The organism is Kitasatospora sp. NPDC092948 (assembly GCF_044754805.1).
Classification (GTDB): domain Bacteria; phylum Actinomycetota; class Actinomycetes; order Streptomycetales; family Streptomycetaceae; genus Kitasatospora.
In genome coordinates this window covers 330,599-353,524 of the sequence record NZ_JBIVPU010000004.1, presented here as the reverse complement: position 1 = coordinate 353,524, position 22,926 = coordinate 330,599, and the positions used below count along the sequence as shown (strand labels likewise).

Genomic DNA, 22,926 nt, shown 5'->3' with positions numbered 1-22,926 from the left:
TGACCTGCAACGGGAAATCGCTTTCCGTCGCAGTCGTCGGACACGTCCGTGCCCGACGAGAACCCATAGGGGAGGAAACACCATGGAGAACATGTCCGCGTTCGAGACCGACCTCGCGGCCCTGCAGGAGCTGCCGGAGCTGGAGTCCGTGGAGCTGGGCGGCCACGGCGCCGGGTGCCAGTTCACCTGCCTGGCCCTGACCTGTCTGATCTTCACCATCAGCTGACGTCGGCACACCCGGGCCGTGTCCGCCCCCTTCGCGGGGGCGGGCGCGGCCCGCACCCGCCCCATGTCCCCCGTATCCGCCCGGAGCCGGCGCCTCCGGACCGGTGCGATCGCCCCGACGGTGTCGGTACCACCGGAGGCGGCGACGGCACCGGCCCTGCCCGGCGCGGCAGTTGCGGGGTCGTGGACCCGGCGGGAAAGGCGATTCCCGGACCGGCAGCCCTGCTGGTGCTCGATGCGGCCGCGTCGAGCACAGCCGGGGCCGCCGGTCCGGCCGTTTCGGCGGACGTCCGGAGCATGGGCCGACAGGCGGGCGGGAGTCCGGGGAGCTCGACGGATCCGCCGCCGCGTCAGGCGGCCGTGTACGCGGGGGCGTCGACGCCTGCCGCCGGCCGGGGGGCGGGTGGTGCGGGAGTGACGGCCGCGGGCAGTCCGGGTTTCGGGGCGCGACGCGCAGCGGTTTGGGTAGGCTCCGATTCGATCCGGCCGTTATCGTGGCCCCCGCGCGGGCCGACCACGAGGACGGCCTGCTTCCTGCTGTCCGGCTCCCGGACACACCGGTGCGCCGTGGCGGACCGGTGCACCTTCCGAAGAGACCGCCCATTCGCACGGAGAAAACTGACCAGATGTCCGAGTCCATCGACGACACCACCGAGCACGACCACCGCGCGCCCGGCGCCGACGAGACCGCCGACGGCGTGACCCACGGCCGGCACCGGGGCACCACCGCAAACGACGACAGCGCGGACGCGGACCCGCACGGCCGCCACCGCCGCTGACGTTCTGGCCGCCGCGGGCCGAACGGCCTGCGGCAGGACCACCTCGCACCGCCGACGCCCCTGGGCCCGTCACCGTCCTGACGCGCCCAGGGGCGTCGGCCGTCCGGGCCGGTCGTCGCGGTCCTGGTCGCGCTGCGCCACGGGGCGGGGTCGACGCGGACATCGACGGCGCAGGGGACCGTCAGCCTTCCCGCGTCTTCTCCGCCTCCGGCGCCTCTTCGGTCGCTTGCTTCTCGCGCAGGGCCTGTTCGACCGCGTCCCGCACACGGACGTCCTCGCGCAGCTTGCGACGGGCCCGGCCGCGACGGGCGCGGAGGACCGCACCGGCGATGACCGCGATCAGCAGGACGAGGATCAGCAGCGCCATCCACGGGACGGCCCAGCCGTGCGCGGTGGCGCGGACCGGATCGAGCGCGGTGGTGGAGCCCGACGGGTCGGTGAGCAGGGGGGTGAGGGTGGCGGTCGCGGTCAGGCTGACGCCGGGTGCCACGCCGTGCACGGGCACCGTCACCTTCCAGCTCTCGCCCGGGAGCAACTCCGGCGGTGAGGGGATCCGGCCCGCCTCGGCCCGCAGCCATCCGAACGGGCCCGCGACCGACACCGACTGCCGGGCCGAGAGCACGGCGTTGCCGGTGTTGTGGATCGTGTACGTGACGGTGGCGTCGCCCGAGGCGAACGGGTCGGCCGGGCCGGAGTAGTCCACGTGCAGGTTCTCGATCGCCAGGGTCGGCCTGAGGTCTCCGCCGACCCGCAGCTTGACCCGGATGCCCAGGCGCCGGTCCACGTTGATGCCCTCGGCCTCGTCGGGCTGCCGCAGCGAGGTCAGGACGCCGCCCACGTAGTCGCCGGGCGTGGCGTTGTCCGGAACGGTGACCGTGAAGGGGACCTCGACGGACTCACCGGGCGGGAGGACGACGCTCGTGCGGTCGGCGTGCACCCAGTCGCCGATGCCGACGGACTTCTTGTCCCCGGTGAGCAGGTCGAGTTGGCCGGTGTCGGTCGTGAAGCCGTCGGCGGCGTAGACGGCCAGGGTGAGCGGGGACTTGCCGCGGTTGGAGACGACCATGGCGTCCTCGACGCGGGCACCGGGGTTCGCGGCGTAGCTGAAGCTGGACCGGTCGGCACCGTAGCTGTTCGGCGCCGTCCTGACCGTCCAGGTGACGTCGCCGCCGTCCGCCGCGGCCGGAGTGGCCCGCAGCCCGGTGAGGGCGAGGGCCGTGAGCAGAACCAGGACGGCGGTACGGGCGAAGGTGGTGACCGTGGTCTTCCGGCGCGTTGCGGGCAGGGGCATCTCGGGGTCCTCGGGCGGTCTGGTGCGGGTCTGGGTCGAGCGGTGGGGGGTGGGGGTGGGCGCCGGAAGGCGCCCACCCCCGGGCCGAGCGGCGACGGTCAGCTGCTCAGCGCAGTGATCGTGAGGGTGGCGCGGTAGGCGCCCTTGTCGACGCTGCCCGGGATCTTCAGATCCAGGTCGGCGCCCAGCTTGGCCTTGCCCTTGGGGTGGCCCTGGTCGGCCCAGCCGAGCCCGCGCGAGACGGACAGACCCGCGCCGCCGTCGTAGCCGGAGGCCACGTTCCCACTGGCCTTGGCGCCGGCACCTTCCTGGAGCACGTTCGGCGTCCAACCGAGGAAGGCACCGGAGAACACCTTGTCGGCGTCCTTGAAGTCACCCACGCTGGCCGAGATCGACCACGGGGCGAGCGAGCGGCGGCTGTCCGACACGAGGATCGAGTTGATCTTGCCGCTGGCCTGGAAGTAGTCGCCGTCGTGGTCCTTGGCAGTGCCGAGGTCCACCAGGCCGTTGTAGCCGTCGATCGTCCAGCCGAACTCGCCCGCAGGCGCGTCCGGCACGTTGACCTGGAGCTTCTGACCCTCACCGTTGTACGGGTGGATGGTGACGTCGTCGACGACCGAGCCGACCGGCTGACCGGTGTCGGCGCACTTGACCTTGCCGAGCTCGACGGCCGCGTTCGGGGCGGCGCAGGTGCCGCTGCGGAGGTTCTCGATGACGAGCCTGTCGTTGCGGACCTTGACCCTGACGTAGGAGCGGACGTACTCCTGGCTCTGGACCGAGTTGTACCAGTAGTTGTCCGGGTTCAGGGGGTCCGCACCGTTGCCCGCACCGCTCGTGCCGCTGCTGTCCGGCTTGGAGATGTCGTAGTACTTCGAACCCGAGGCCGAGTTCGCCGTCACGTAGAGGACGCCGCCGGGACCGGGGAACACGTTCTTGGCGCCCGGCTGCTCCGCCGGGTTCTCCTTCTGCCCGTCCTTGATCGAGTAGCTACGGGTGTAGGCGTGGTCGTGGCCCTGCAGCACCATGTCGACGCCGAGCTTGGAGAGCGCGGTCGGGAAGTCGACGCGGCGCACCTTGTTGTCGGAGTCCTTGGCGTGGGCGGCCGGTGAGTAGATCGAGTGGTGGAAGGAGAGCACCTTCCACTTGGCCTCGGAGCCGTGCTTGTTGATGACGTCGGTGATGTAGGCGATGTGCGCCGCGTCACCGCCGCCACCCGATGACGACTGGTAGCTGTTGCTGTTGATGTCGATGAACAGCACGCCCTTGTGGATGAACCAGTAGTTGCCACCGGACGTGTTGGAATTCGGGTTGCCGTTGGCGTACAGCTCGGGCGAGCGGTCCCAGTTCGGCGCGACGTAGTGCTGCTCGTAGGCCTTGGAACCGACGTCGTGGTTGCCGACGGTGAGGGCCCACGGGTACTGGCGGAGTTGATCGGGCGCGAGGAACGCGTCCCACTGCGACTCGGTGCCGGCGGTCTCGACCTGGTCACCGGCCGAGAACAGGAAATCGGCATTGGGGTTGTCGCGGAGAGCGACGTCCAGGGTGTCCTGCCAACCGGCCTGGTCCTTGGCGGTGTTGCCGGACGAGCCGATCTGCGGGTCCCCGAAGAACAGGAAGTCGTACTCGCCCACGAAGTCCTGCGTCTTGAAGGAGTATGCCGTGGACCAATTGCCCTCGGTGCCGACGCGGTAGGAGTACTGGGTGTTCTCCTTCAGCCCGGTCAGGGTGGCGTGGCGGTTGAAGCCACCGCTGGAGGCGACGTTCGCACCGCCGACGGCGGCGAAGGTGGTGGCCTCGGCCGGGAACTCACCGCCGACCAGTTGGGCGGTCGGGGCGAGCTGGACCTTCTGCGCGGTGTCGTTCGAGGAGTACCACGTCACGGTGCGCTGGGAATCATTGGCGCCGACACCGAGGACGATGCCGGTGAGCTTGCTGGTCTCGGCAGCCTGGGCGGGGGCCACCAGGCCGCTGCCCAGGGCCACGGTCAGGCCCAGGAAGGCCGCCGCGGCGCTCATGGCCGCACGGTTCCGTACCGGCCCGGCGGTCTGCGTGGACGATCTCGGGTTCATCGGGTCTCGTTCCGCTGGTGCACAAAGGTGCATCGAATGGGAGGTCATCAACTTCTCTTCAGTTGGTAAATTGAATGCAAATGCGATCTTGGGGAGGGCTGAACTTCCGGAGAGATGCCCGGTTCTCGACCTCGAAGACCCGGACGCTTCCGGCAAGGGGGGGCGGGTCCGTTGTGACCCGAGACGGCTCCCTCGGGGTGCGAACGCATCGCGCGCGTCCCGGATGAACAACTTCCGGCCCGTCGGCGAACCGTTGAGGAACAAGCACGGGAACGGCGCCCGCAGGGAGAAACGACGGCGGACGGGATAGCAGGATGGCGGCGCACCCACCACCACTCGGAGGACGATCGCCTTGCGCTCCCCGCTTCGGGCCGTTGCCATGCTGGCCGCGGCCACCGCGCTGGTCGCCGGATGCAGCTCCGGTTCCGGCTCCAGTGACGACTGGTCACGGCCGCACGCGAAGCCCACCGCCGTCGGCGCACTCGGCGCGGGGTTCACCGACCCCTCGGCCCCGCCCGCCCCGGAGGCGACCATCACGCCCCAGCCCGGTTCCTGGAGCGGCGTGCACCCGCCGAAGGGCTACCGCGTGGTGCTGCTCACCGCGGGCGACGACCGTCCGACCAGGGCCGTGGTGACAGCGGTCGAGGACTGGGCCGCGAGCGAACACGTCGACCTCAGGACGGTGACCGCCGACGGCCCGCACGACCTCGTGGCCGGCATCGGCAGAGCCATCGACATGGGGGCGGACCTCATCGTCAGCGCGGGCAACGATCTCGTCGACCCCCTCACGGTGGTCACGGCGAGCAACCTGTCGCAGCAGTTCCTGGTCGTCGGCGCGGAGTTGGCCGAACCCACCCACAACGTGACAGCGGCCGACTGGTCCGGTGCGTCGTACCGTGGCGAAGAGCTCGCCATGTCCTCGACGTACGACGCCGACTCGTTCACCGCCGAGCGCTGCGCAGCCGCCGTCCGGGCGGGCGTCGCGGCCGTGCTCCACGACCTTACGGGCATCGTGATCTGGCTCGACCGTCTCTGACCGAAGGCCGACTCGGTCGGGAATCCTGGTCGCTGCTGCGACTGGCCGGCTGCTCGCCGGGAGCGCAGGCGCTGGATGCGTCGCCGGTCGAGGTGGCCCTGGAAGGCCGTCGGTGGTCGTGGGGGCGCGCTCTCGGCCGGAGGCTGTCGGCCGAGGCGTTCGATGGTCTGGTTCCTGGTGAAGCGGGCCGCGGTCGGCAGGGATGTCGGACAGGGGCCGTGCCGGCCGGCGCCGACCTGCCCGGCCCTGCGGGCGGGTGACGTCCTGGCGCTCGAAGTCGATGCGGAGGTCGTCGCGGGCGAAGCCCTCGCCCCGGCGGCACCGGCGGTCGGGGTTTCCGGGCAGCGGTGCGACGACTGTGATCCGGTGCTCGCATTCGGCCTGCTCCACCCGGACGAGGACGTACCGACACCTCTCACTCCTCGTCAGTCACGCAGGCCTCGCACACCCGTGAGACTGACGCGCCATCATGATCACCGGCAGCCGAACTCCGAGATCCCGACAGAGTCGGGCTCAGTCGACGGTGAGCACCGTGCGCAGCGCCTCGCCGCTGCGCATCTGCCGGATCGCCTCGTTGACCTCGGTGAGCGGCAGCCGGTGGGTGATCATGCCGGCCAGGTCCAGCCGGCCGGCCCGCCACAGGTCGATCGCCCGGTCCGCGGTGCGGCGGACGTCGCCGCCGCCGTACATGGACGGCAGCAGGCGCTTCTCGTTGAAGAACAGTTCGCCCAGGCTGAAGGAGACCCGGTCGTCCGCCGCGCCGGCGCCGATCACCACCACCGCGCCGCCGCGCCGGGCGGCGTCGTAGCCGGCCCGGACGGTCTCGGAGCGGCCGACCGCCTCGAAGACGTAGTCGAAGCCGCCGCCGGGGACGCTGCGGGCGGCGGACTTGAGGCCCTCGGGGGCGATCGCCTCGGTGGCGCCGAAGCCGAGTGCCCGCTCGCGCCGGGAGGCCACCGGGTCGACCACGGTGATCCGGGCGGCGCCGCAGATCCGGGCGCCCTGGACGGCGGCGATCCCGACGCCGCCCGCGCCGATCACGGCGACGGCCGAACCGGGTTCCACCCGTGCGGTGTTGACGGCGGCGCCGAGCCCGGTGGTGACGCCGCAGCCGATCAGCGCGGCCAGGTCGTACGGCAGGTCGGCGGGCACCGGCAGCAGGCTGTCGGCGGCGACCACCAGTTCCTCGGCGAAGGCGCCGGTGCTGTAGAAGCCGTACGCGTCGGTGTCGCCGCCGATCCGGAACATCGGGGTGGACAGCCGGCGCAGCGACGCCACGCAGAGGTGGGTCCGGCCGTGCCGGCAGGCGGGGCAGTCGCCGCAGGGCGGCATCCAGCACAGCACCACCCGGTCGCCGGGCGCGAGACCGCGCACTCCCTCGCCGACCTCGACCACCTCGCCGGCGCCCTCGTGGCCGGGCACGAACGGCGCGGGCTGCGGCAGGACGCCGGTCATCGCGGACAGGTCGGAGTGGCAGAGGCTGGCGGCGTGCAGCCGGACCCGGACCTGGCCCGGTCCGAAGCCGACCGCTTCGACGTCGTCGCGGACCTCCAGGGTCTCCTGTCCGGTCTTCTGCAGGATCGCTGCGCGCACGGGCTGCTCCGGGGTGAGGGCCACCGAACGGCGGCGGTGGAAGGCGAGGGCAGGCGGTGGAACACGTTCTACTGCGGGGCCGCCCTCTGTATAGCGCATCGGCCCCACCGGGCGGCAGTCCGCGTACCACCCGGTTCTGCCGCACCTGCTGACGACCGGTCGGAAACCGCTTTCCCGCTGCCGTCCGGGTATGGCATCATCCGCCGCCATGTCCACCACCGATGTCCCCGCCGGCAGACTCGCCGACAGCTCGTCCTCCGGAGCCGCCGAGCGCTGCCCCGAGTGCCGGTCCGCCCTCGCCGTCAACGAGCGCTTCCCGACCTGGTGCCCGAGCTGCGAGTGGAACCTGGTCCCCGCCGAACCCGCCGCCGGAAACCTCACACCGCGTCAGCAGCGCCGGGCGGCGCGGGCCGAGCGCCGCGAGGAGGCCGCCCGGCGGGACATCAGGGAGCGGTCCGAGCAGGTCTTCAAGCTCGTCTCCGAGGGGGGCTCCGACCTGAAGGACGGCTCGACCGCGGCGGCGTTCGCGCTGGCGGGAGCGGTCAACCTGGTCTCGCTGACGGTGCTGCTGCTCGGCCTCGGGCTGGTCCTCGGGCTGCTGCTGCCCGGCTGGCCGGGTCGGATCCTCGGGGTGTTCGCGCTGGCCGTGGCCTTCCAACTGCGCCCCCGGCTGGGCCGCCCGAGCCGCGACGGCGTCCTGGACCGCGCCGCCGCGCCGACCCTGTACGCGCTGGTCGACCGGATCTCCGAGGAGGTGGGCGCGCCGAAGGTCGACTCGATCGCGGTCGACGGCCGTTGGAACGCCTCGTTCGGCGTGCTCGGGCTGCGCCGCCACCGGCAGCTGACCATCGGCCTGCCGCTGTGGACCGTGCTCACCCCGCAGCAGCGGGTCGCGGTGCTCGGCCACGAGCTCGGACACTGCGTCAACGGCGACAGCCGGCGCGGCCTGTGGACCGGCTCGGCGCTCAACGCGCTGATCGAGTGGTACCGACTGACCGTGCCGGAGCGGACCCGTGCCCAGCGGGGCCCGGCCGGGCTGCTGCTGATGATCGCCGACGCGGTGGCGAACCGGGTCCTGTGGGTGCTCAACCGGGCGGTGTACGGGCTGATGATGCTGATGAACCGGCTGTTCCTGCGCTCCGGACAGGCCGCCGAGTACCGGGCCGACCTGCTGGGCGTCCGGCTGACCTCGGTCGCCGACACCCGCGGCGCGCTGACCGCGCTGCTGCACGCGCCGACGTTCGAGACGGTGCTGAACCGCCGGCGCACCCTCCCCCGGCGGCGGGCCGGCGCCGGGGACACGGCTCCCGACCTGTGGCAGTCGCTGGCCGAGGCCGTCCGCACCGTCCCGCCGCTGGAGACCGAGCGCCGCCTGCGCACGGCCGCCCGGCAGTGCGACGCCGTGGACAGCTCGCACCCGCCGACCCACCTGCGGCTGCGGATGCTCACCGCCCCCCGGCCCGAGCAGCACCGGCACCCGGTGGTGCTGGACTCCGGCCAGGCCGCCCGGATCGAGGCCGAACTCGCCGACCGCCGCAAGCGGATCGCCATCGACCTGCTCTGACCGTGCAGCACCGGCCCGCGGAGGGCGTTCCTACCATCCAGTAGGGTCCTGGTCAGTCCCCGACCAGCCCGGCAGGAGCGCCCGATGACCGACCTCACCCCCGCCGCCCCGGCCACGCCCGAACCGCAGGTGCTCGACGCGTTCCGCGCCGCCACCGGCTTCATGCCCGAGGACGAGGGCCTGGCGCTGTACGCCGCCGCGCTGGACGCCGCCGGACGCACCGGGCTGCCGGTGCTGGAGATCGGCACCTACTGCGGGCGTTCGGCGATCCTGCTGGCCGACGCCGCCCGCCGCACCGGCACGGTCGCCCTCACCGTCGACCACCACCGCGGCTCCGAGGAGCAGCAGCCGGGCTGGGAGTACCACGACCCGACGCTGGTCGACCCCGAGGTCGGCCTGATGGACACCCTGCCGCGGTTCCGCCGCACCCTGCACGCGGCCGGGCTGGAGCCGCACGTGGTGGCGCTGGTGGGCCGCTCGCCGCAGATCGCGGCGGTGTGGCAGGGCCGGCTGTCGCTGGTGTTCATCGACGGCGGGCACACCGACGAGCACGCCACCGGCGACTACCTGGGCTGGGTCCCGCACCTGGCCGAGGACGGCCTGCTGGTGGTGCACGACGTGTTCCCCGACCCGGCGGACGGCGGCCAGGCCCCGTACCGGGTGTACCTGCGGGCGCTGGACGAGGGCTTCGAGGAGGTCTCGGTGACGGGCTCGCTGCGGGTGCTGCGCCGCGCCGCGTCCTGACGTCCCGTCACCGACCGGGCCGGCCGGGCCTTCGCGGGTTCCCGGCCGCCGGCGATTTCCGGCCGTACCCGGGAACGATCGCCGCCTCTCCCGCGTCGTCCCCACCGCGACGCGTTGCGGGACCGCCGTGACCGGCCCGGCCGACGGCCGGTACGGTGTCGGGGCATCGTTACGGCGGGCAGGGCATCGGCGGGTCAGTAGGCGGGGGCGAGGGACGACGCATGACGGAGCAGGGCAGGGCCGCGCGAGCGGTGTGGGATCCGACCGCGAACAACGGCGCGGGCGGCTGGGTCCGCCGGCCGGTGGCGGACGACCCGGCAGCCGCGGGTCCGCCCACCACGGCGATCCCGCTCCCGAAGATCCCGGCCGGCCCGGTCGCGCCCGCCGCGCCGGTCACCCCGGTCGCACCGGTCGCACCGGTCGTCCCCCAGCCGCCGCACGGTGGCGCGGCCCCGCCCCCCGCCCCGGCGCCGACCGCCCCGCAGCCCCCGGCGGCCCCGCAGCCGCCGCAGGACAATCAGCAGCCCTGGTACGGCGGTCAGCAGACCTTCGGCGGCCAGCAGTCTCCGCCGCAGCCGCCACAGCCGCTGCCGAAGCCGCAGCCCCAACCGCAACCTCAGCCCCAGCCGCAGCCCCAACCGCAACCTCAGCCGCAGCCGCAGCCGCAGCCGCAGCCGCCGCAGGGTCAGACCTTCGGCGGCCAGCAGCAGTTCGGCGACCCGCAGCCCCCGTTCGGCGGCCCGGCTCCGCAGGGCGGCCCGCCCGCTCAGGGTGCTCAGCCTCCGCAGAGCGGCCCGCAGCCGTCGTACGGCGGTCAGCAGACCTTCGGCGGCCAGCAGTTCCCGCCGCAGCCGCCGCAGAACAGGCCCTTCGGCGATCAGCAGTTCCCGCCGCAGCCACCGCAGAGTCAGACCTTCGGCGGCCAGCCGCAGTTCGACCAGCAGCCGTTCGGGCAGCCGCAGTTCGACCAGCAGCAGCCCTTCGGACAGCCGCAGTTCGGGCAGCAGCAGTTCGGCGGCCAGCAGCCCTCGTACGGCGGTCAGCAGACCTTCGGCGGCCAGCAGTTCCCGAACGGTCCGGGCGGGTACGGCGGGCCGGAGTCCGAGTTCGACTACGAGGACGACCCGCGGCGGCGGCGCACCCCGGTGCTGATCGGCGCGGCGGTGGTGCTGGTGCTGCTGATCGGCGTCGGCGTGGTGTGGGCGGTGAAGAACAGCGACAGCGGCACCTCGTCCGATTCGGCGGGCGGCGGTTCCGCCCCGACGGCGGCCCCGACGCAGGGCGGGGGCGGCGCCGCCGCGCCGTCGGCCTCCGCGCCGAGCAGCGCGGACCCGTCCACGTCCGCGTCGGCCGCGCCCTCGGCCGGTCCGGACGCCGCGGGCGAGGCGAAGGCGCTGGACGCGCTGCTGACGAAGGGTGAGAACGCGAAGGCGCCGATCGGCAACGCGGTGGCGAAGGTGCGCAGCTGCCCGCCGAAGACGGAGATCGACAACGCCGCGAAGGTGTTCGACACGGGTGCCCAGCAGCGTGACCAACTGCTCGCCGAACTGGCCCAGTTGCCGGTCGACAACCTGCCGGGCGGGGCCGACGCGGTGGCGAAGCTGAAGGACGCCTGGCAGCAGTCCGGGGACATCGACCGGGCGTACGCGGCCTGGGCGCGCACCGTCTCCGCCCAGGGCTGCGCCAACAACACCGCGCCCAGCACTCCCGATCTGGGCCGCGCCAACGACCTCAACCCGCAGGCCACCCAGTCCAAGAAGGACTTCGTGGCGAAGTGGAAGCCGATCGCCGACACCTACGGACTGACGGCGCGTACCTGGGACAGGATCTGAGGAAGTCGTGATCGGCCGTACCACCCCGTCCCCCGTCGAACCCGACCCGTTCGGTCCGGAGCACCGCACCCCGCGCTGGCGGCCGGCCGTGAAGCTGGCGAGCGTGGTGCTGCCGGTCTGTCTGATCGGCTGGCTGGGCTGGCAGGCGGTCGCGAACAGCTCGCGGGACGTCACCGCGCACCCGGCGGTCTCCCCGCACTACGCGGAGGGCGACCGGGTGGACGCGGACGCGCTGCCGTCCGACTCCCCCGCCCCTGACGGCAGCCCGTCCGCGAGCGCGGCCGCGCCGTCGTCCGCCCCGGCCGGCGCCGCGGGCACGGCGGACCGTCCGCTGGCCGGGAAGACGGTGCTGCTCGACCCGGGGCACAACACCGCCAACGGCAAGCACACCGCCGAGATCAACCGCAAGGTGGACATCGGCAACAGCCACAAGGAGTGCGACACCACGGGCACCTCCACCAACGCGGGGTACTCGGAGGCCGAGTACACCCTGGACGTGGTGCACCGGGCCCGGCAGATCCTCCAGGACCGGGGCGCCACCGTGGTGCTCACCCAGGACGGTGACCGGCCGTGGGGCCCGTGCATCGACGAGCGGGCCCGGATCGGCAACGAGGCGAAGGCGGACGCGGCGGTCTCGATCCACGCGGACGGCGCGCCGGCCTCCGGCAGCGGCTTCCACGTGATCATGCCCGCCAAGGTGGTGGCCGGCCCGGCCGACACCTCGGCGATCGTCGACCCGTCGCACCGGCTGGGCGTGCTGCTGCGCGACGCCTTCAAGGCGGGCACCGGCGAGCCGACGTCGAGCTACATCGGCCAGCAGGGCCTCGACACCCGTAGCGACCTGGGCGGACTCAACCTGTCGAAGATCCCGAAGGTGTTCATCGAGTGTGGCAACATGCGCAACACCGGTGACGCCAAGCGGATGTCCGACCCGGAGTGGCGCCAGCGCGCCGCGCAGGCCGTCGCCGATGCTCTGACCAGCTATCTCACGGGGTGATTCGCCACCAGACCACCGTCCACGCCTGTCCTGCCCCGTGCCGCCGCCCGGCCGCCGTCCGGTTCGTACCGGACTCGGAGGGCGCTGTGCACACGGCGTCGCATTGGCCCTAGGCTTTTGCCCCGTCGTACCGCTCCGGTACCACGGGGGCTCGGTCACCGCCCGCCGACCACGACTACACCAATGAGGGGAACGTCAGTGAACCTGCGCGCTCTCACCAGGGGAGACGCCGCCGTCGCCGGTGCGGCCGTACTGCTCCTGATTTCGTCCTTCCTGTCCTTCCAGGCCGTCGACTGCTCCGGCAAGTACTGCCCGTCGAGCCTGTCCCGGAACGGCTGGTCCTCGGGCCTGTTCCCGGTGCTGCCCTCGGTCTTCCTGGCCGGCGTCGTCGGTGCGGTGCTGATCCTGCTGTTCCGTCTCCAGAAGGAGAACTGGGGCACCAAGCAGGTCGCCGGCCTGCGGCTGGACCAGTGGGGCACGGCGCTGGCCGTGATCTCCTTCTGGGGCTGCCTGTGGACCGTGCTCGGCTGCCCGGACGGCCTCAGCAACGGTGCGGGCGCCTGGCTGGCACTGCTCTCCACCCTGGTCCTGGCGGGCGCGGTGATCGCCGGCCCGCTGGTCCCGGCCCTGCAGGGCCCGCTGGCCTCCGGCACCCCGTCGGCGCCGACCACCCCGCAGCCGTTCCCGCCGTACGGCGCCCAGCCCGGCATCGGCCAGCCCGGCCAGCCCGGTCAGCCCGGCGCGTACGGCTACCCGGGCGGCGCGCAGCAGCAGCCGTTCCCCGGCCAGCCGCAGCCGCACGCCGACCAGCCCGCGCCCGCCCAGCAGTTCGGCGGCCAGCCGGCCGGCGGCTACGGCTACCCGGCGCCCGCACAGGCGGCCGCCCCGGCCCCGCAGCCGGCCGCGCAGCAGCCCACCGCGGTCCAGCCGGCCATCCAGGACCAGGTCCCGCCGCAGGCGGCGGCCGCTCCGTTCGCGCCGTTCTGGTTCGCCGTCCCGGCGGTCCGTCAGCTGGCCAACAAGGACAACCCGGTGGCCCCGCCGGTCGGCGAGCTGGTCCCCGGCACCTGGTACCTCGCGGTCGACCAGCGCGGCGCGGCACTCGTGGCCCAGCTGCCCGACGGCACGCACGGCGTGCTGAACGACACCACGGGCATCCAGCGCGGCTGACGCCCGTTCAGCGGGGCGCGCGCTTCCGGCTGCGCGCCACCCCGTGCCCCGTCGGGGGCGCGGGGCGCTGCGCGAGCAACCCCGCTCGCACCAAAAGGTCCGCCCGCGGAGGGAACTCCCCTCCGCGGGCGGACCTTCCGCGTTCCGGCGGGCCGAGGCCCGTCCCCGGGACGCTCAGCAGCAGTCGCCGACGACCAGCCCCGACGGCAGATCCTCCCCGCCGAACACGCTGACCGTCGCGTGGTCGCCGCCGAGCGCCGCGACGGCCAGCAGCAGCGCGCCCGCGGTCCAGGTGGTCCGCTCCTCCGGCCAGATCGCGTCGTCCTCGAACACGTACCCGGTCCAGTAGGAGCCGTCCTCGTGCCGCAGGTGCTGGATCCAGCGGAGGATCTCCACGGCCCGGTCGGACTGCCCGGCGGCCCACAGCGCGAGCGCGAGCTCGGCGCTCTCGCCGCCGGTGACCCAGGGCCGGTCGCTGACGCAGCGGACGCCGAGGCCGGGGACGACGAACCGGTCCCAGTCGGCCGCCAGCCGGGCCGTCGCGTCCTCGCCGCGCAGCGCGGTGCCGAGGACGGGGTAGTACCAGTCCATCGAGTAGCGGTCCTTGTCGAGGAACCGCTCGGGGTGGTGGGCGATGGCGTGCCGGAGCCGGCCGGCGGCGAGTTCCCAGTCGGGCTGGGGCCGGTCGAGGTGGTCGGCGATGGCGAGTCCGCAGCGCAGGGCGTGCAGGATCGAGCAGGAGCCGGTGAGCAGCGCGTCGGTCGCGACGGCGCCGTCCTCGTCCTGGCGCCAGGCGATCGCCCCGCCGGGGAGGCTGAGCCGGACGGTGTGGTCGAGGGCCCGGCTGACGGTGGGCCAGATCCGTTCCAGGAAGCGGTCGTCGCCGGTGGACAGGTGGTGGTGCCAGGCGCCGACGGCGAGGTACGCGCAGAAGTTGGTCTCGCGGGCGCGGTCGGTGGCGGTGCCGTCGGCGATGCCGTCCTGCCCGTAGGCGTAGGCGGCGTACCAGGAGCCGTCGGGGTTCTGCCGGTCGGCGAGCCACTGGTAGGCGGCTTCGGCGGCGGCGTGTTCGCCGGCGGTGTCGAGGGCCATCGCGGCCTCGGTGTGGTCCCAGGGGTCGAGGTGGCCGCCGTGGAACCACGGGATCGCGCCGTCGCGCTGCTGGTGGGCGAGGATCGAGCGGACGGTGTCGGCGGCCTGGCCGGCGTCGAGGACGCCGTCCAGCAGCAGGGCCGCGGGGACGGCGGCCGTCACTCGCCGGTCCGCGGCTGGTGCGGCTTGCTGGCGTAGACCACGAAGGACTTGCCGATCACCGGGTTGAGGGCCTTCTCGGCGGCCTTGGTGAGGGTGGAGATGACGGGGGTGCCGACGATGTCCCAGACCAGCAGCTGGTGGAAGGCGCGCACCGGCAGGGCCTTGTCGTTGCCGACGCCGACGGCGCACTTGATCCACCAGTACGGGGAGTGCAGGGCGTGCGCGTGGTGGCTGCCGTAGGGCTCCAGGCCGGCCTCGCGGACCTTCTCGGTCAGTTCGTCGCCCTTGTAGATGCGGATGTGGCCGCCCTCGTTGGCGTGGTACTCGTCGGACAGCGCCCAGCAGATCTTCTCCGGCAGGTAGCGGGGCACGGTGACGGCGAGCAGTCCGCCGGGCTTGAGGACGCGGACCATCTCGGCGAGCACGCCCTTGTCGTCGGGGATGTGCTCCATCACCTCGGAGATGATGATCTTGTCGAAGGTGCCGTCGTCGAACGGCAGGTTCAGCGCGTCGCCCTCCATGGCGGTGGCGCTGGCCCCGGCGGGCGCCTCGCCGGCCTGTTCCATGGCGGCGAACCACTTGCGGACCTCGGCGATCTCCTCGCCATTCTGGTCGAGGGCGACCACATTGGCGCCGCGCCGGTAGCACTCGAACGCGTGCCGGCCGCCGCCGCAGCCCAGGTCGAGCACCCGGTCGCCTGGGGCGAGCGGGAAGCGGGAGAAGTCGACGGTCAGCACTGCGGGGCTCCCATTCACGAGGGGTGGTACGGGTGTTGACGGCCTGTCGTACGGACGGTCGGTCAGCCGACGTAGCGCCAGCCCGGTCCGGAGCGGGCGGCGGCGCCCGCACCGGTGGCGATGGCGGCCCGGTAGCGGTCGGCGGTGAGCTCGGCTGCGCGGGCCCAGGTGAATCGTTCCAGCACCCGGGCCCGGCCGGCCGCACCGAGCCGGGCGCGCAGCGCGGGGTCGTCGAGCAGTCGGCCGAGTGCGGCGGCGAGCGCCCCGGCGTCGCCGGGCGGGACGGCCAGGCAGGTCTCGCCGTCGGGTCCGGCGACCTCGGGGATGGCGCCGCCGGTGGTGGCGACCAGCGGGGTGGCGGTGGCCATCGCCTCGGCGGCGGGCAGCGAGAAGCCCTCGTACAGCGAGGGGACGCAGGCGGCCTCGGCGGAGCGGTACAGGTCGACGAGTTCGGCGTCGGTCAGGCCGGTGCGGAACTCGATGTGCCGCTCCAGGCCGAACCGGCGGACCGCGTCGGCGACCGGGCCGTCGTCCTTCTGCGGCTTGCCGACCACCACCAGGTGGGCGTCGCGTTCGGTGCGGACCTTGGCGAGCGCCTCGACCAGGTGCACCAGGCCCTTGAGCGGGACGTCGGCGCTGGAGGTGGTGACGATCCGGCCGGGCACCCGGGCGACGGCGTCGGACGGCGACCACAGGCGGGTGTCGGCGCCGATCGGGACGACGGAGATGGTGTGCGGGGCCGCGCCGAGGTGGTCGGCGATCTCGCCGCGGGAGCTCTCCGAGACGGTGATGACGTGGTCCAGCCGCCGGGCCACCCGCTGCTGCATCCGGGTGAAGGCGTACCAGCGGCGCTTGCCGAGCCGCTCCAGCCGGGTGGCGGCGGCGTCGATCTCCAGCTGCCGGTCCACGGTGACGGGGTGGTGGACCGTGGTGACCAGCGGGAAGCCGTGCCGGGCCAGGCCGAGCAGGCCGTAGCCGAGGGTCTGGTTGTCGTGCACCACGTCGTAGCGGCCCTTGTGCCGGGCCAGGTACTGGCGGGCGCGCAGCGAGAAGGTCAGCGGCTCGGGGAAGCCGCCGGTGCGCATCACCGCGAACTCCAGCAGGTCCACCGGGCCGCGGAACTCGCCGGCGGCGGGGGTGCGGAACGGGTCGTCGGCGCGGTACAGGTCGAGGCTGGGCAGTTCCACCAGGCGCACCGAGCCGGGGCCGTCGACCTCGTCGAGCACCGGGTACGGCTGGGCGCCGATCACGTCGACGTGGTGGCCGAGCCGGGCGAGCTCCCGGGACAGGTGGCGGACGTACACGCCCTGGCCGCCGCAGAACGGGTCGCCGCGGTACGACAGCAGGGCGATCCGCAGCGACGGCGGCGGCAACGCGGTCATCCGGGGCCCCTCTTCCCTACTCACCGGGACCGGCGACGGACAGGGCCGCCGACCGGTAAAGTAGATCACGTTTCACAGTGGTGCAGGCTCGCTGTCGGGGAAGTGGACAACGAGAGACCTCGAAGATTACCGGGCCGTAGCTTGCCGTCAGGAGCCGTGGCAGGTGATTCACGCCACGCTGCACGGCCGCCCGCCGCTCCGCTGTTACCGCCGGTTACCTCCGGCTCTCTTCGATCCTCCGCCCCGGGAGTGAACGTGACCGCGAACGCCACCGCCGCCGGGCCGCTGACCCCGCGCCAGGCCGAACGCCGCCGGGGCATCCTGCGGGCGGCCACCGCGCTGGCCGCCCGGGGCGGCTTCGAGGCGGTGCAGATGCGCGAGGTGGCGGAGAGCGCGCAGGTCGCCCTCGGCACCCTGTACCGCTACTTCCCGTCCAAGGTGCACCTGCTGGTGGCGGTGATGCGCGAGCAGCTGGGACGGCTGCACGAGCAGGTGAGACGGCGTCCGCCGACCGGGGCGGACCCGGCGGCCCGGGTCGCCGAGGCGCTCACCCACGCCTTCCACGCGCTCCAGCGCGAACCCCGGCTGGCGGAGGCGATGGTGCGGGCGCTGTCCTTCGCGGACCGCTCGGTGGGCAGCGAGGTGGACGAGGTCGCCCAGGTCACCTCGGCGATCGTGCTGGAGGCCGCCCGGCTCCCCGACCCGCCGACCGCCGGCCAGCAGGCCGCGCTGCGCGTGATCGCGCACACCTGGCACGCCACCCTGCTGGCGTGGCTGTCGGGGCGGGCCTCGCTGGCCGAGGTCCGGGCCGACCTGCACACCGCCGCCCGGCTGCTCACGCTCGCCGCGACCGGCGACGAACTGCAACCGGTTCCACCACCTCCCGGGGGTTCCGCGCGGCTCGGCGGCTAAAGTTCTGGAGGCGCGGGACGGCCCCCACCGGACCGCCGACAACTTCACATCGCCTCCGAGGCCGGGGGAAGCCGGTGCGATTCCGGCACTGACCCGCAACCGTGAGCCGCACCGTTCCACCGGCGCGGCGCAGTCGGACTGCCCGGCCGGAGACGAGCGGCCCTCCTCCGTCGTGGGTCTACGGGCGGCCCATGCTTTCGGGTCCGCTGTGACCGCTCCCGAAAGGCTTTCTCCCCAATGCTGACCGCTGCCCGACTGGGCGCCGCCGCGCTGACCGGCGCCCTGCTCGCCGGCGCCGCCGCCGCGCCCGCGCTCGCCGACCCCTCGGCCGAGGCGTCCGTCCCCGGCACCGCCTCCCCGTCCGCCTCGGCCTCCCCCTCGCCCACCGCGGCCGGGGTGCCCGCCGGGCTGTACGGCAAGGGCGACCCGCAGTACGACGGCGTGTGGCGGCAGTCGCTGGCGCTGATCGCCCTGCACCAGGAGCGGGTCGAGCCCGCCGAGGCAGCCGTGACGTGGCTGCTCGACCAGCAGTGCGAGGACGGCGGCTGGCCGTCCTACCGGGTCGAGGGCGCGGCCTGCACCCCCGCCACCGAGGACTCCAACGCCACCTCGATGGCCGTCCAGGCGCTCGTCGCCCTCGGCGACCACCGGCAGGCGGTCACCCGCGGCACCGACTGGCTGCGCGCCAACCAGACCGTGGACGGCACCTGGGCGTACAACCCGGGCACGCCCGGCGACGCCAACTCCACCGCGCTGGCGGTGAACGCACTACTGGCCGCCGGCCTCGACCCGGCCACCACGGCCGCCCAGGGCGGGCAGTCCGCCTACGCCGGGCTGGCCTCCTTCCAGTTGGGCTGCTGGTCCCCCGCCGAGCAGCGCGGCGCGTTCGTCTACCAGCCGGTCACGGGCGCCCCGGCCGCGCCCAACACGCTCGCCGCCGCGCAGGCCCTGCTGGCCTCCGCGGGCGGGCACCTGCCGGTCACCACCACCGACCGCAAGGACGCCGCGCCGAAGGCCCTGGACTGCCCGACCACGCAGGGCGACGGCCCGGTCGCGCACGCCGACTCCGCCGAGGCGGACGCCGCCTGGCTGACCGGCAGGCTGACCGCCGGCGGGCAGCGCCTGCTGCTGGACACCCCGGGCGCCGCCGCGACCGCCGACTTCAACTCCACCGCCTGGTCGGTGCTCGGCCTGGTCGCCTCCGGCCACTCCGCCGAGGCCTCCGGCGCCGCCAACTGGCTGGCCGGCAACGGCTACGCCTGGGCCGCGCAGGGCAAGAACGGCGTCGACCCGGCGGCCACCGCCACCCTGGTGCTGACCGCCCGCGCCGCCAAGCTCGACCCGTACAACTTCGGCGGCGCCAACCTGGTGCAGCTGCTGGTCGACTCCGGCCCCAAGCCGAAGGCCGGCCCCGCGGCCGGCGACCCGCAGGCCACCCGGGCGCCCGGCGCGGCGATCACCGAGCCCGACGAGAACAGCGGCTTCTCGGCCGGCTGGCTGATCGCCGTCGGCCTGCTGGTCGGCATCGGCGCCGGCATCCTGCTCAGCCTGAACCGCCGCCGCAACGCCGCTGCCGCGACCTCCGCAGCCGCCGCGGCCTCCGCCGACGCCGCGACCTCCGCCGACAGCGCACCGGAGGAGAAGCCGGAGCAGGACCGGTGACCGCCCGAACCCGCCGACCCGCCGCCGCAGGCACGGCCGTTGGCGACCAGGCCCCGACGGACCCGACCCCCGGCCGCGACGCCGCCGAAGGCGCCACGCCCGGCTCCGCCACCCCGCGGCCCCTCGGCGTCGCGCCGCGAACCGCCGCCGCGGGCAACGCCGTCGGCGACCGGCCCCGCAGGGCTTCCGCCGCCGGCAGCCGCCGAACTCCCCTTCCCGTCGCCGCCGTTCTCGCCCTGCTGGGTGTCCTGACGGCGCTGCTCGGCCCGGCTGCCGCGGTCGCGCAGGCGGCGGACTACCGGTACTGGTCGTTCTGGAAGGGCGGCGCGGACGGCTGGGCGTTCCAGCAGGTCGGGCCGGCCGGGAACGTGCCGGCGGACGGGGCGGTGGACGGCTGGCGGTTCGTGCTCAGCCCGGACGGCGGCCAGGACGCGCCGCGGCCGGCGCCGGCCGCCGACTTCTCGGCGATCTGCGCGGACACCGCGCCCAGCAGCGGCCACAAGCGGGTCGCCGTGGTGCTCGACTTCGGCACCGCGAAGGACGCGCCGAGCGGTGAACAGCCCGGCGAGGCACGCTCGTTGTGCGCCTCGGTGCCGACCGCCGCGAACTCCGCGGAGGTGCTGGCCGCGGTGGCTCCGCCGCTGCGCTACGACTCCGGCGGGCTGCTGTGCGCGATCGCCGGCTACCCGCGCGCGGGCTGCGGCGAGCCGGTCGCGGCGGGCTCCGACTCCGCTGCCGGATCCGGCGGTCCGGCCGGCAAGGGCGACGGCGGACCGGCCGTCGGCGTGATCGCCGGGGCCGGTGCGGTGGTCCTGCTGGGCGCCGGCGCGGTCTGGCAGGCCCGTCGCCGCCGCACCCGCTGACCATGTCCGTCGACCGTCTGCGCCGTGACCCCGCGACCGCCCCCGGGTCATCGAACTCGGGGGCGGTGCACAGCCGTTCACTGCCGCGGCAGCTGCACCCGGGCGCGTGGTGGCTGTGGTCGCTGGGCCTCGCGGCGGCGGCCAGCCGGACCACCAATCCGGTGCTCCTGCTGCTGATCCTGGCGGTGGCGGGCTACGTGGTGGCCGCCCGGCGCGGCGACGCGCCGTGGGCCCGCTCGTACGCGGCGTTCCTGCGCCTCGGCCTGCTGGTGCTGGCCGCCCGGGTGGTCTTCGCGGTGCTGCTGGGCTCCCCCGTCGGCGGCACCCACGTGCTGTTCACCCTCCCCCAACTCCCGCTCCCCTCCTGGGCGCAGGGCGTCCGACTGGGCGGTTCGGTGAGCCTGGAGGGCGTGCTGTTCGCGCTGTACGAGGGCCTGCGGCTGGCGGTGCTGCTGGCCTGCGTGGGCGCGGCGAACGCGCTGGCCTCGCCGTCGCGGCTGCTGCGTTCGCTGCCGGGCGCGCTGTACGAGGCGGGCGTGGCGGCCGTGGTGGCGATGACGTTCGCGCCGAACCTGGTCGCGGACGTCCGGCGGCTGCGTGCGGCCCGCCGGCTGCGCGGGCGCACCGACCGGGGCGTGCGGGCCGTGCTGTCGGTCGGACTGCCGGTGCTGGAGGGCGCGTTGGAGCGTTCGGTGGCGCTGGCGGCGGCGATGGACACCCGCGGTTTCGGCCGCACCGCCGAGGTGCCGCGCCGGCTGGTGCGCACCGCCGGGGCGCTGACCCTGGCCGGGTTGCTCGGCGTGTGCAGCGCCACCTACGGCCTGCTCGGCCCGGGCAGCCACGCCTGGGCGCTTCCCGTCCTGCTGGCGGGCGTCGCCGGGTCCGGCGCGGGCCTCGCGCTGGGCGGCCGGCGCTCCGTCAGAACCCGTTACCGGCCCGACCCGTGGGCGCTTCCGGAGTGGCTGACGGCCGCCTCGGGCGCACTGGTCGCGGCCGCCCTGATCTGGTACGCGGGCCACTGGCCGGAGGCCCTGACGCCGTCGGTGGTGCCGCCGACCGCGCCCCGGCTCCCGCTGCTGCCCGCCGCGGCCGCGCTGATCGGCCTGCTGCCCGCCTTCGTCACCCCCGAGCCGCCCCGGAGCAACCGGTGATCACTTTCGAGCAGGTCGGCGTGCGGTACGCCGACGCCGCCGAACCCGCCCTGCGGGGCGTCGACCTGACCGTCCCCGAGGGCGAACTCTGCCTGCTGGTCGGCCCGTCCGGCGCCGGCAAGTCCACCCTGCTGGGCACGGTGTCCGGCCTGGTGCCGCACTTCACCGGCGGTGTCCTGGAGGGCCGGGTCACCGTCGCCGGGCGGGACACCCGCAGCCACCGGCCGCGCGAACTCGCCGACGTGGTCGGCACCGTCGGCCAGGACCCGGCCGGGCACTTCGTCACCGACACGGTCGAGGAGGAACTCGCCTACGGCATGGAGTCGTTGGGTCTGCCGCCCGCCGTGATGCGCCGCCGGGTCGAGGAGACCCTGGACCTGCTCGGCCTCGCCGACCTGCGCGGCCGGGCGCTCTCCGCGCTCTCCGGCGGCCAGCGTCAGCGGGTCGCGATCGGCTCGGTGCTGACCGTCCACCCCAAGGTGCTGGTGCTGGACGAGCCGACGTCGGCGCTCGACCCGGGCGCCGCCGAGGAGGTGCTGGCCGTCCTGCAGCGCCTGGTGCACGACCTCGGCACCACCGTCCTGCTCTCCGAGCACCGCCTGGAACGCGTCGTCCAGTACGCCGACCAGGTCCTGCTGCTGCCCGGCCCCGGCGAGCCCCCCGTGCTCGGCGACCCGGCCGCGATGATGGCCCGCTCCCCGGTCCGGCCCCCGGTGGTCGACCTGGGCCGGCTGGCCGGGTGGGACCCGCTGCCGCTCACCGTCCGCGACGCCCGGCGGCGCGCGGCGGCGCTGCGCGACCGGCTGCCCGCGCCGGCCCCCGCCGCTCCCGCCGCTCCCACTGCGTCCGCGATCGCCGCCGTCTCCCGACTGGTGGTCTCCCGCGGGCCCGTCCCGGCCCTGCGCGGCGTCGAACTCGCGCTGTTCCCCGGGCAGATCACCGCGCTCATGGGACGCAACGGCGCCGGCAAGTCCACCCTGCTGGGCAGCCTGGTCGGCCTGCACGCCCCCGACTCCGGCACCGTGAAGGTCAACGGCCTCACCCCGCACAAGTCCCGCCCCAAGGACCTGATCCGCTCCGTCGGCCTGGTCCCGCAGGACCCGCGGGACCTGCTGTACGCCGAGACCGTCGCGGACGAGTGCACCGCCGCCGACCAGGACGCCGGAGCCGACCCCGGCACCTGCCGCGGCATTCTGGCCACCCTGCTGCCCGGCATCGACGACGGGTGCCACCCCCGCGACCTCTCCGAGGGCCAGCGCCTCACCCTCGCCCTCGCCGTCGTCCTCGCCGCCCGGCCCCCGGTCCTGCTGCTCGACGAACCCACCCGGGGCCTCGACTACGCCGCCAAGGCCCGCCTCGTCGACATCCTGCGCACCCTCGCCGACGACGGCCACACCGTGCTGCTCGCCACCCACGACGTCGAACTCGCCGCCGAACTCGCCCACCGCACCGCGGTCCTCGCCGAGGGCGAGATCGTCGCCGACGGCCCCACCCCCGACGTCGTCCTCGCCTCCCCCACCTTCGCCCCGCAGACCGCCAAGATCCTTCCGCCGTACCTCACCGTCCCCGAAGTCGCCGTCGCCCTGCGGGAGTTGCCGTGACGCCGCACCCGCTGGAGCCCGCCCGGCCGGCCGACCGCCGACCCGCACCCCGGCCCGTCCCGCC

19 protein-coding genes and 1 riboswitch are annotated in these 22,926 nt (G+C 74.4%); of the genes, 13 read left to right on the top strand and 6 right to left on the bottom strand.

What is annotated here, in order from left to right; translation table 11 throughout:
• Positions 1-82: 82 nt before the first annotated feature.
• Both ACIQF6_RS15260 and ACIQF6_RS15255 read left to right on the top strand, forming a co-directional pair.
• A complete protein-coding gene (locus ACIQF6_RS15260; RefSeq protein WP_400894553.1) occupies positions 83-226 on the top strand; it encodes a VenA family class IV lanthipeptide in 144 nt (47 codons plus the stop codon).
• Positions 227-851: 625 nt separating this feature from the next.
• Positions 852-1,004, top strand: coding sequence for a hypothetical protein (locus tag ACIQF6_RS15255; RefSeq protein WP_400894551.1), 153 nt, complete (start codon positions 852-854; stop codon positions 1,002-1,004).
• Between the two features lie 181 nt (positions 1,005-1,185).
• Here the strand turns inward: ACIQF6_RS15255 and ACIQF6_RS15250 are convergent, their stop codons facing one another.
• Positions 1,186-2,295, bottom strand: coding sequence for a WxL protein peptidoglycan domain-containing protein (locus ACIQF6_RS15250; RefSeq protein WP_400894549.1), 1,110 nt, complete (start codon positions 2,293-2,295; stop codon positions 1,186-1,188).
• 98 nt (positions 2,296-2,393) lie between these two features.
• Positions 2,394-4,364 carry a fibronectin type III domain-containing protein gene (locus ACIQF6_RS15245; protein ID WP_400894547.1) on the bottom strand — a complete coding sequence of 657 codons (1,971 nt, stop codon included), beginning with the start codon at positions 4,362-4,364 and terminating at the stop codon, positions 2,394-2,396.
• A gap of 352 nt (positions 4,365-4,716) precedes the next feature.
• On the opposite strand from ACIQF6_RS15245, the gene ACIQF6_RS15240 reads away from it, so the two are divergent.
• Complete coding sequence (locus ACIQF6_RS15240) at positions 4,717-5,400, top strand: hypothetical protein (protein WP_400894545.1); 684 nt, start codon at positions 4,717-4,719, stop codon at positions 5,398-5,400.
• 513 nt (positions 5,401-5,913) lie between these two features.
• On the opposite strand, the gene ACIQF6_RS15235 is transcribed toward ACIQF6_RS15240, so the two are convergent.
• Entirely contained in the window at positions 5,914-6,993 is a 1,080-nt protein-coding gene (locus ACIQF6_RS15235; RefSeq protein ID WP_400894543.1) for an alcohol dehydrogenase catalytic domain-containing protein, read from the bottom strand.
• A gap of 208 nt (positions 6,994-7,201) precedes the next feature.
• Between ACIQF6_RS15235 and ACIQF6_RS15230 the strand changes: the two genes are divergently transcribed.
• The 5 genes from ACIQF6_RS15230 (at position 7,202) to ACIQF6_RS15210 (ending at position 13,300) form a co-directional block, all read left to right on the top strand.
• On the top strand, positions 7,202-8,557 hold the full coding sequence (locus ACIQF6_RS15230; protein ID WP_400894541.1) for a M48 family metalloprotease: 1,356 nt from the start codon (positions 7,202-7,204) through the stop codon (positions 8,555-8,557).
• Between the two features lie 84 nt (positions 8,558-8,641).
• Positions 8,642-9,301, top strand: coding sequence for a class I SAM-dependent methyltransferase (locus ACIQF6_RS15225; protein WP_400894539.1), 660 nt, complete (start codon positions 8,642-8,644; stop codon positions 9,299-9,301).
• A 221-nt stretch (positions 9,302-9,522) separates the two neighbouring features.
• Positions 9,523-11,133 (top strand): hypothetical protein, encoded by a 1,611-nt coding sequence (locus ACIQF6_RS15220; protein ID WP_400894537.1) that lies wholly within the window; start codon positions 9,523-9,525, stop codon positions 11,131-11,133.
• Positions 11,134-11,140: 7 nt separating this feature from the next.
• Entirely contained in the window at positions 11,141-12,130 is a 990-nt protein-coding gene (locus tag ACIQF6_RS15215; RefSeq protein WP_400894535.1) for an N-acetylmuramoyl-L-alanine amidase, read from the top strand.
• Between the two features lie 198 nt (positions 12,131-12,328).
• Positions 12,329-13,300: a hypothetical protein gene (locus ACIQF6_RS15210; protein ID WP_400894533.1), complete on the top strand. Its 972-nt coding sequence runs from the start codon at positions 12,329-12,331 to the stop codon at positions 13,298-13,300.
• 174 nt (positions 13,301-13,474) lie between these two features.
• On the opposite strand, the gene ACIQF6_RS15205 is transcribed toward ACIQF6_RS15210, so the two are convergent.
• The 3 genes from ACIQF6_RS15205 to ACIQF6_RS15195 form a co-directional block, all read right to left on the bottom strand.
• Entirely contained in the window at positions 13,475-14,554 is a 1,080-nt protein-coding gene (locus tag ACIQF6_RS15205) for a prenyltransferase (RefSeq protein ID WP_400894531.1), read from the bottom strand.
• Positions 14,551-15,291 (bottom strand): class I SAM-dependent methyltransferase, encoded by a 741-nt coding sequence (locus ACIQF6_RS15200; RefSeq protein WP_400894529.1) that lies wholly within the window; start codon positions 15,289-15,291, stop codon positions 14,551-14,553. Before ACIQF6_RS15200 ends, ACIQF6_RS15205 begins: the two co-directional genes overlap by 4 nt.
• A gap of 62 nt (positions 15,292-15,353) precedes the next feature.
• Positions 15,354-16,673 (bottom strand): glycosyltransferase family 4 protein, encoded by a 1,320-nt coding sequence (locus ACIQF6_RS15195; protein ID WP_400894527.1) that lies wholly within the window; start codon positions 16,671-16,673, stop codon positions 15,354-15,356.
• 255 nt (positions 16,674-16,928) lie between these two features.
• Here ACIQF6_RS15195 and ACIQF6_RS15190 point away from each other — a divergent pair, with 255 nt between their 5' ends.
• The 5 genes from ACIQF6_RS15190 to ACIQF6_RS15170 all read left to right on the top strand — a co-directional run bounded on the left by ACIQF6_RS15190 (position 16,929) and on the right by ACIQF6_RS15170 (position 22,862).
• On the top strand, positions 16,929-17,585 hold the full coding sequence (locus ACIQF6_RS15190; RefSeq protein ID WP_400894526.1) for a TetR family transcriptional regulator: 657 nt from the start codon (positions 16,929-16,931) through the stop codon (positions 17,583-17,585).
• A 64-nt stretch (positions 17,586-17,649) separates the two neighbouring features.
• A riboswitch (cobalamin riboswitch) is annotated at positions 17,650-17,729 on the top strand.
• Positions 17,730-17,822: 93 nt separating this feature from the next.
• Positions 17,823-19,247, top strand: coding sequence for a prenyltransferase/squalene oxidase repeat-containing protein (locus tag ACIQF6_RS15185; protein ID WP_400894524.1), 1,425 nt, complete (start codon positions 17,823-17,825; stop codon positions 19,245-19,247).
• The gene (locus ACIQF6_RS15180; RefSeq protein ID WP_400894522.1) at positions 19,244-20,110 is read left to right on the top strand and encodes an SCO2322 family protein; all 867 of its coding nucleotides are present in this window, start codon (positions 19,244-19,246) and stop codon (positions 20,108-20,110) included. Before ACIQF6_RS15185 ends, ACIQF6_RS15180 begins: the two co-directional genes overlap by 4 nt.
• Before the next feature lie 2 nt (positions 20,111-20,112).
• Positions 20,113-21,261, top strand: coding sequence for an energy-coupling factor transporter transmembrane component T (locus ACIQF6_RS15175; RefSeq protein WP_400894520.1), 1,149 nt, complete (start codon positions 20,113-20,115; stop codon positions 21,259-21,261).
• Positions 21,258-22,862, top strand: coding sequence for an ABC transporter ATP-binding protein (locus ACIQF6_RS15170; RefSeq protein ID WP_400894518.1), 1,605 nt, complete (start codon positions 21,258-21,260; stop codon positions 22,860-22,862). The genes ACIQF6_RS15175 and ACIQF6_RS15170 overlap by 4 nt, the downstream gene beginning before the upstream one ends.
• The last annotated feature ends 64 nt before the right edge of the window (positions 22,863-22,926 follow it).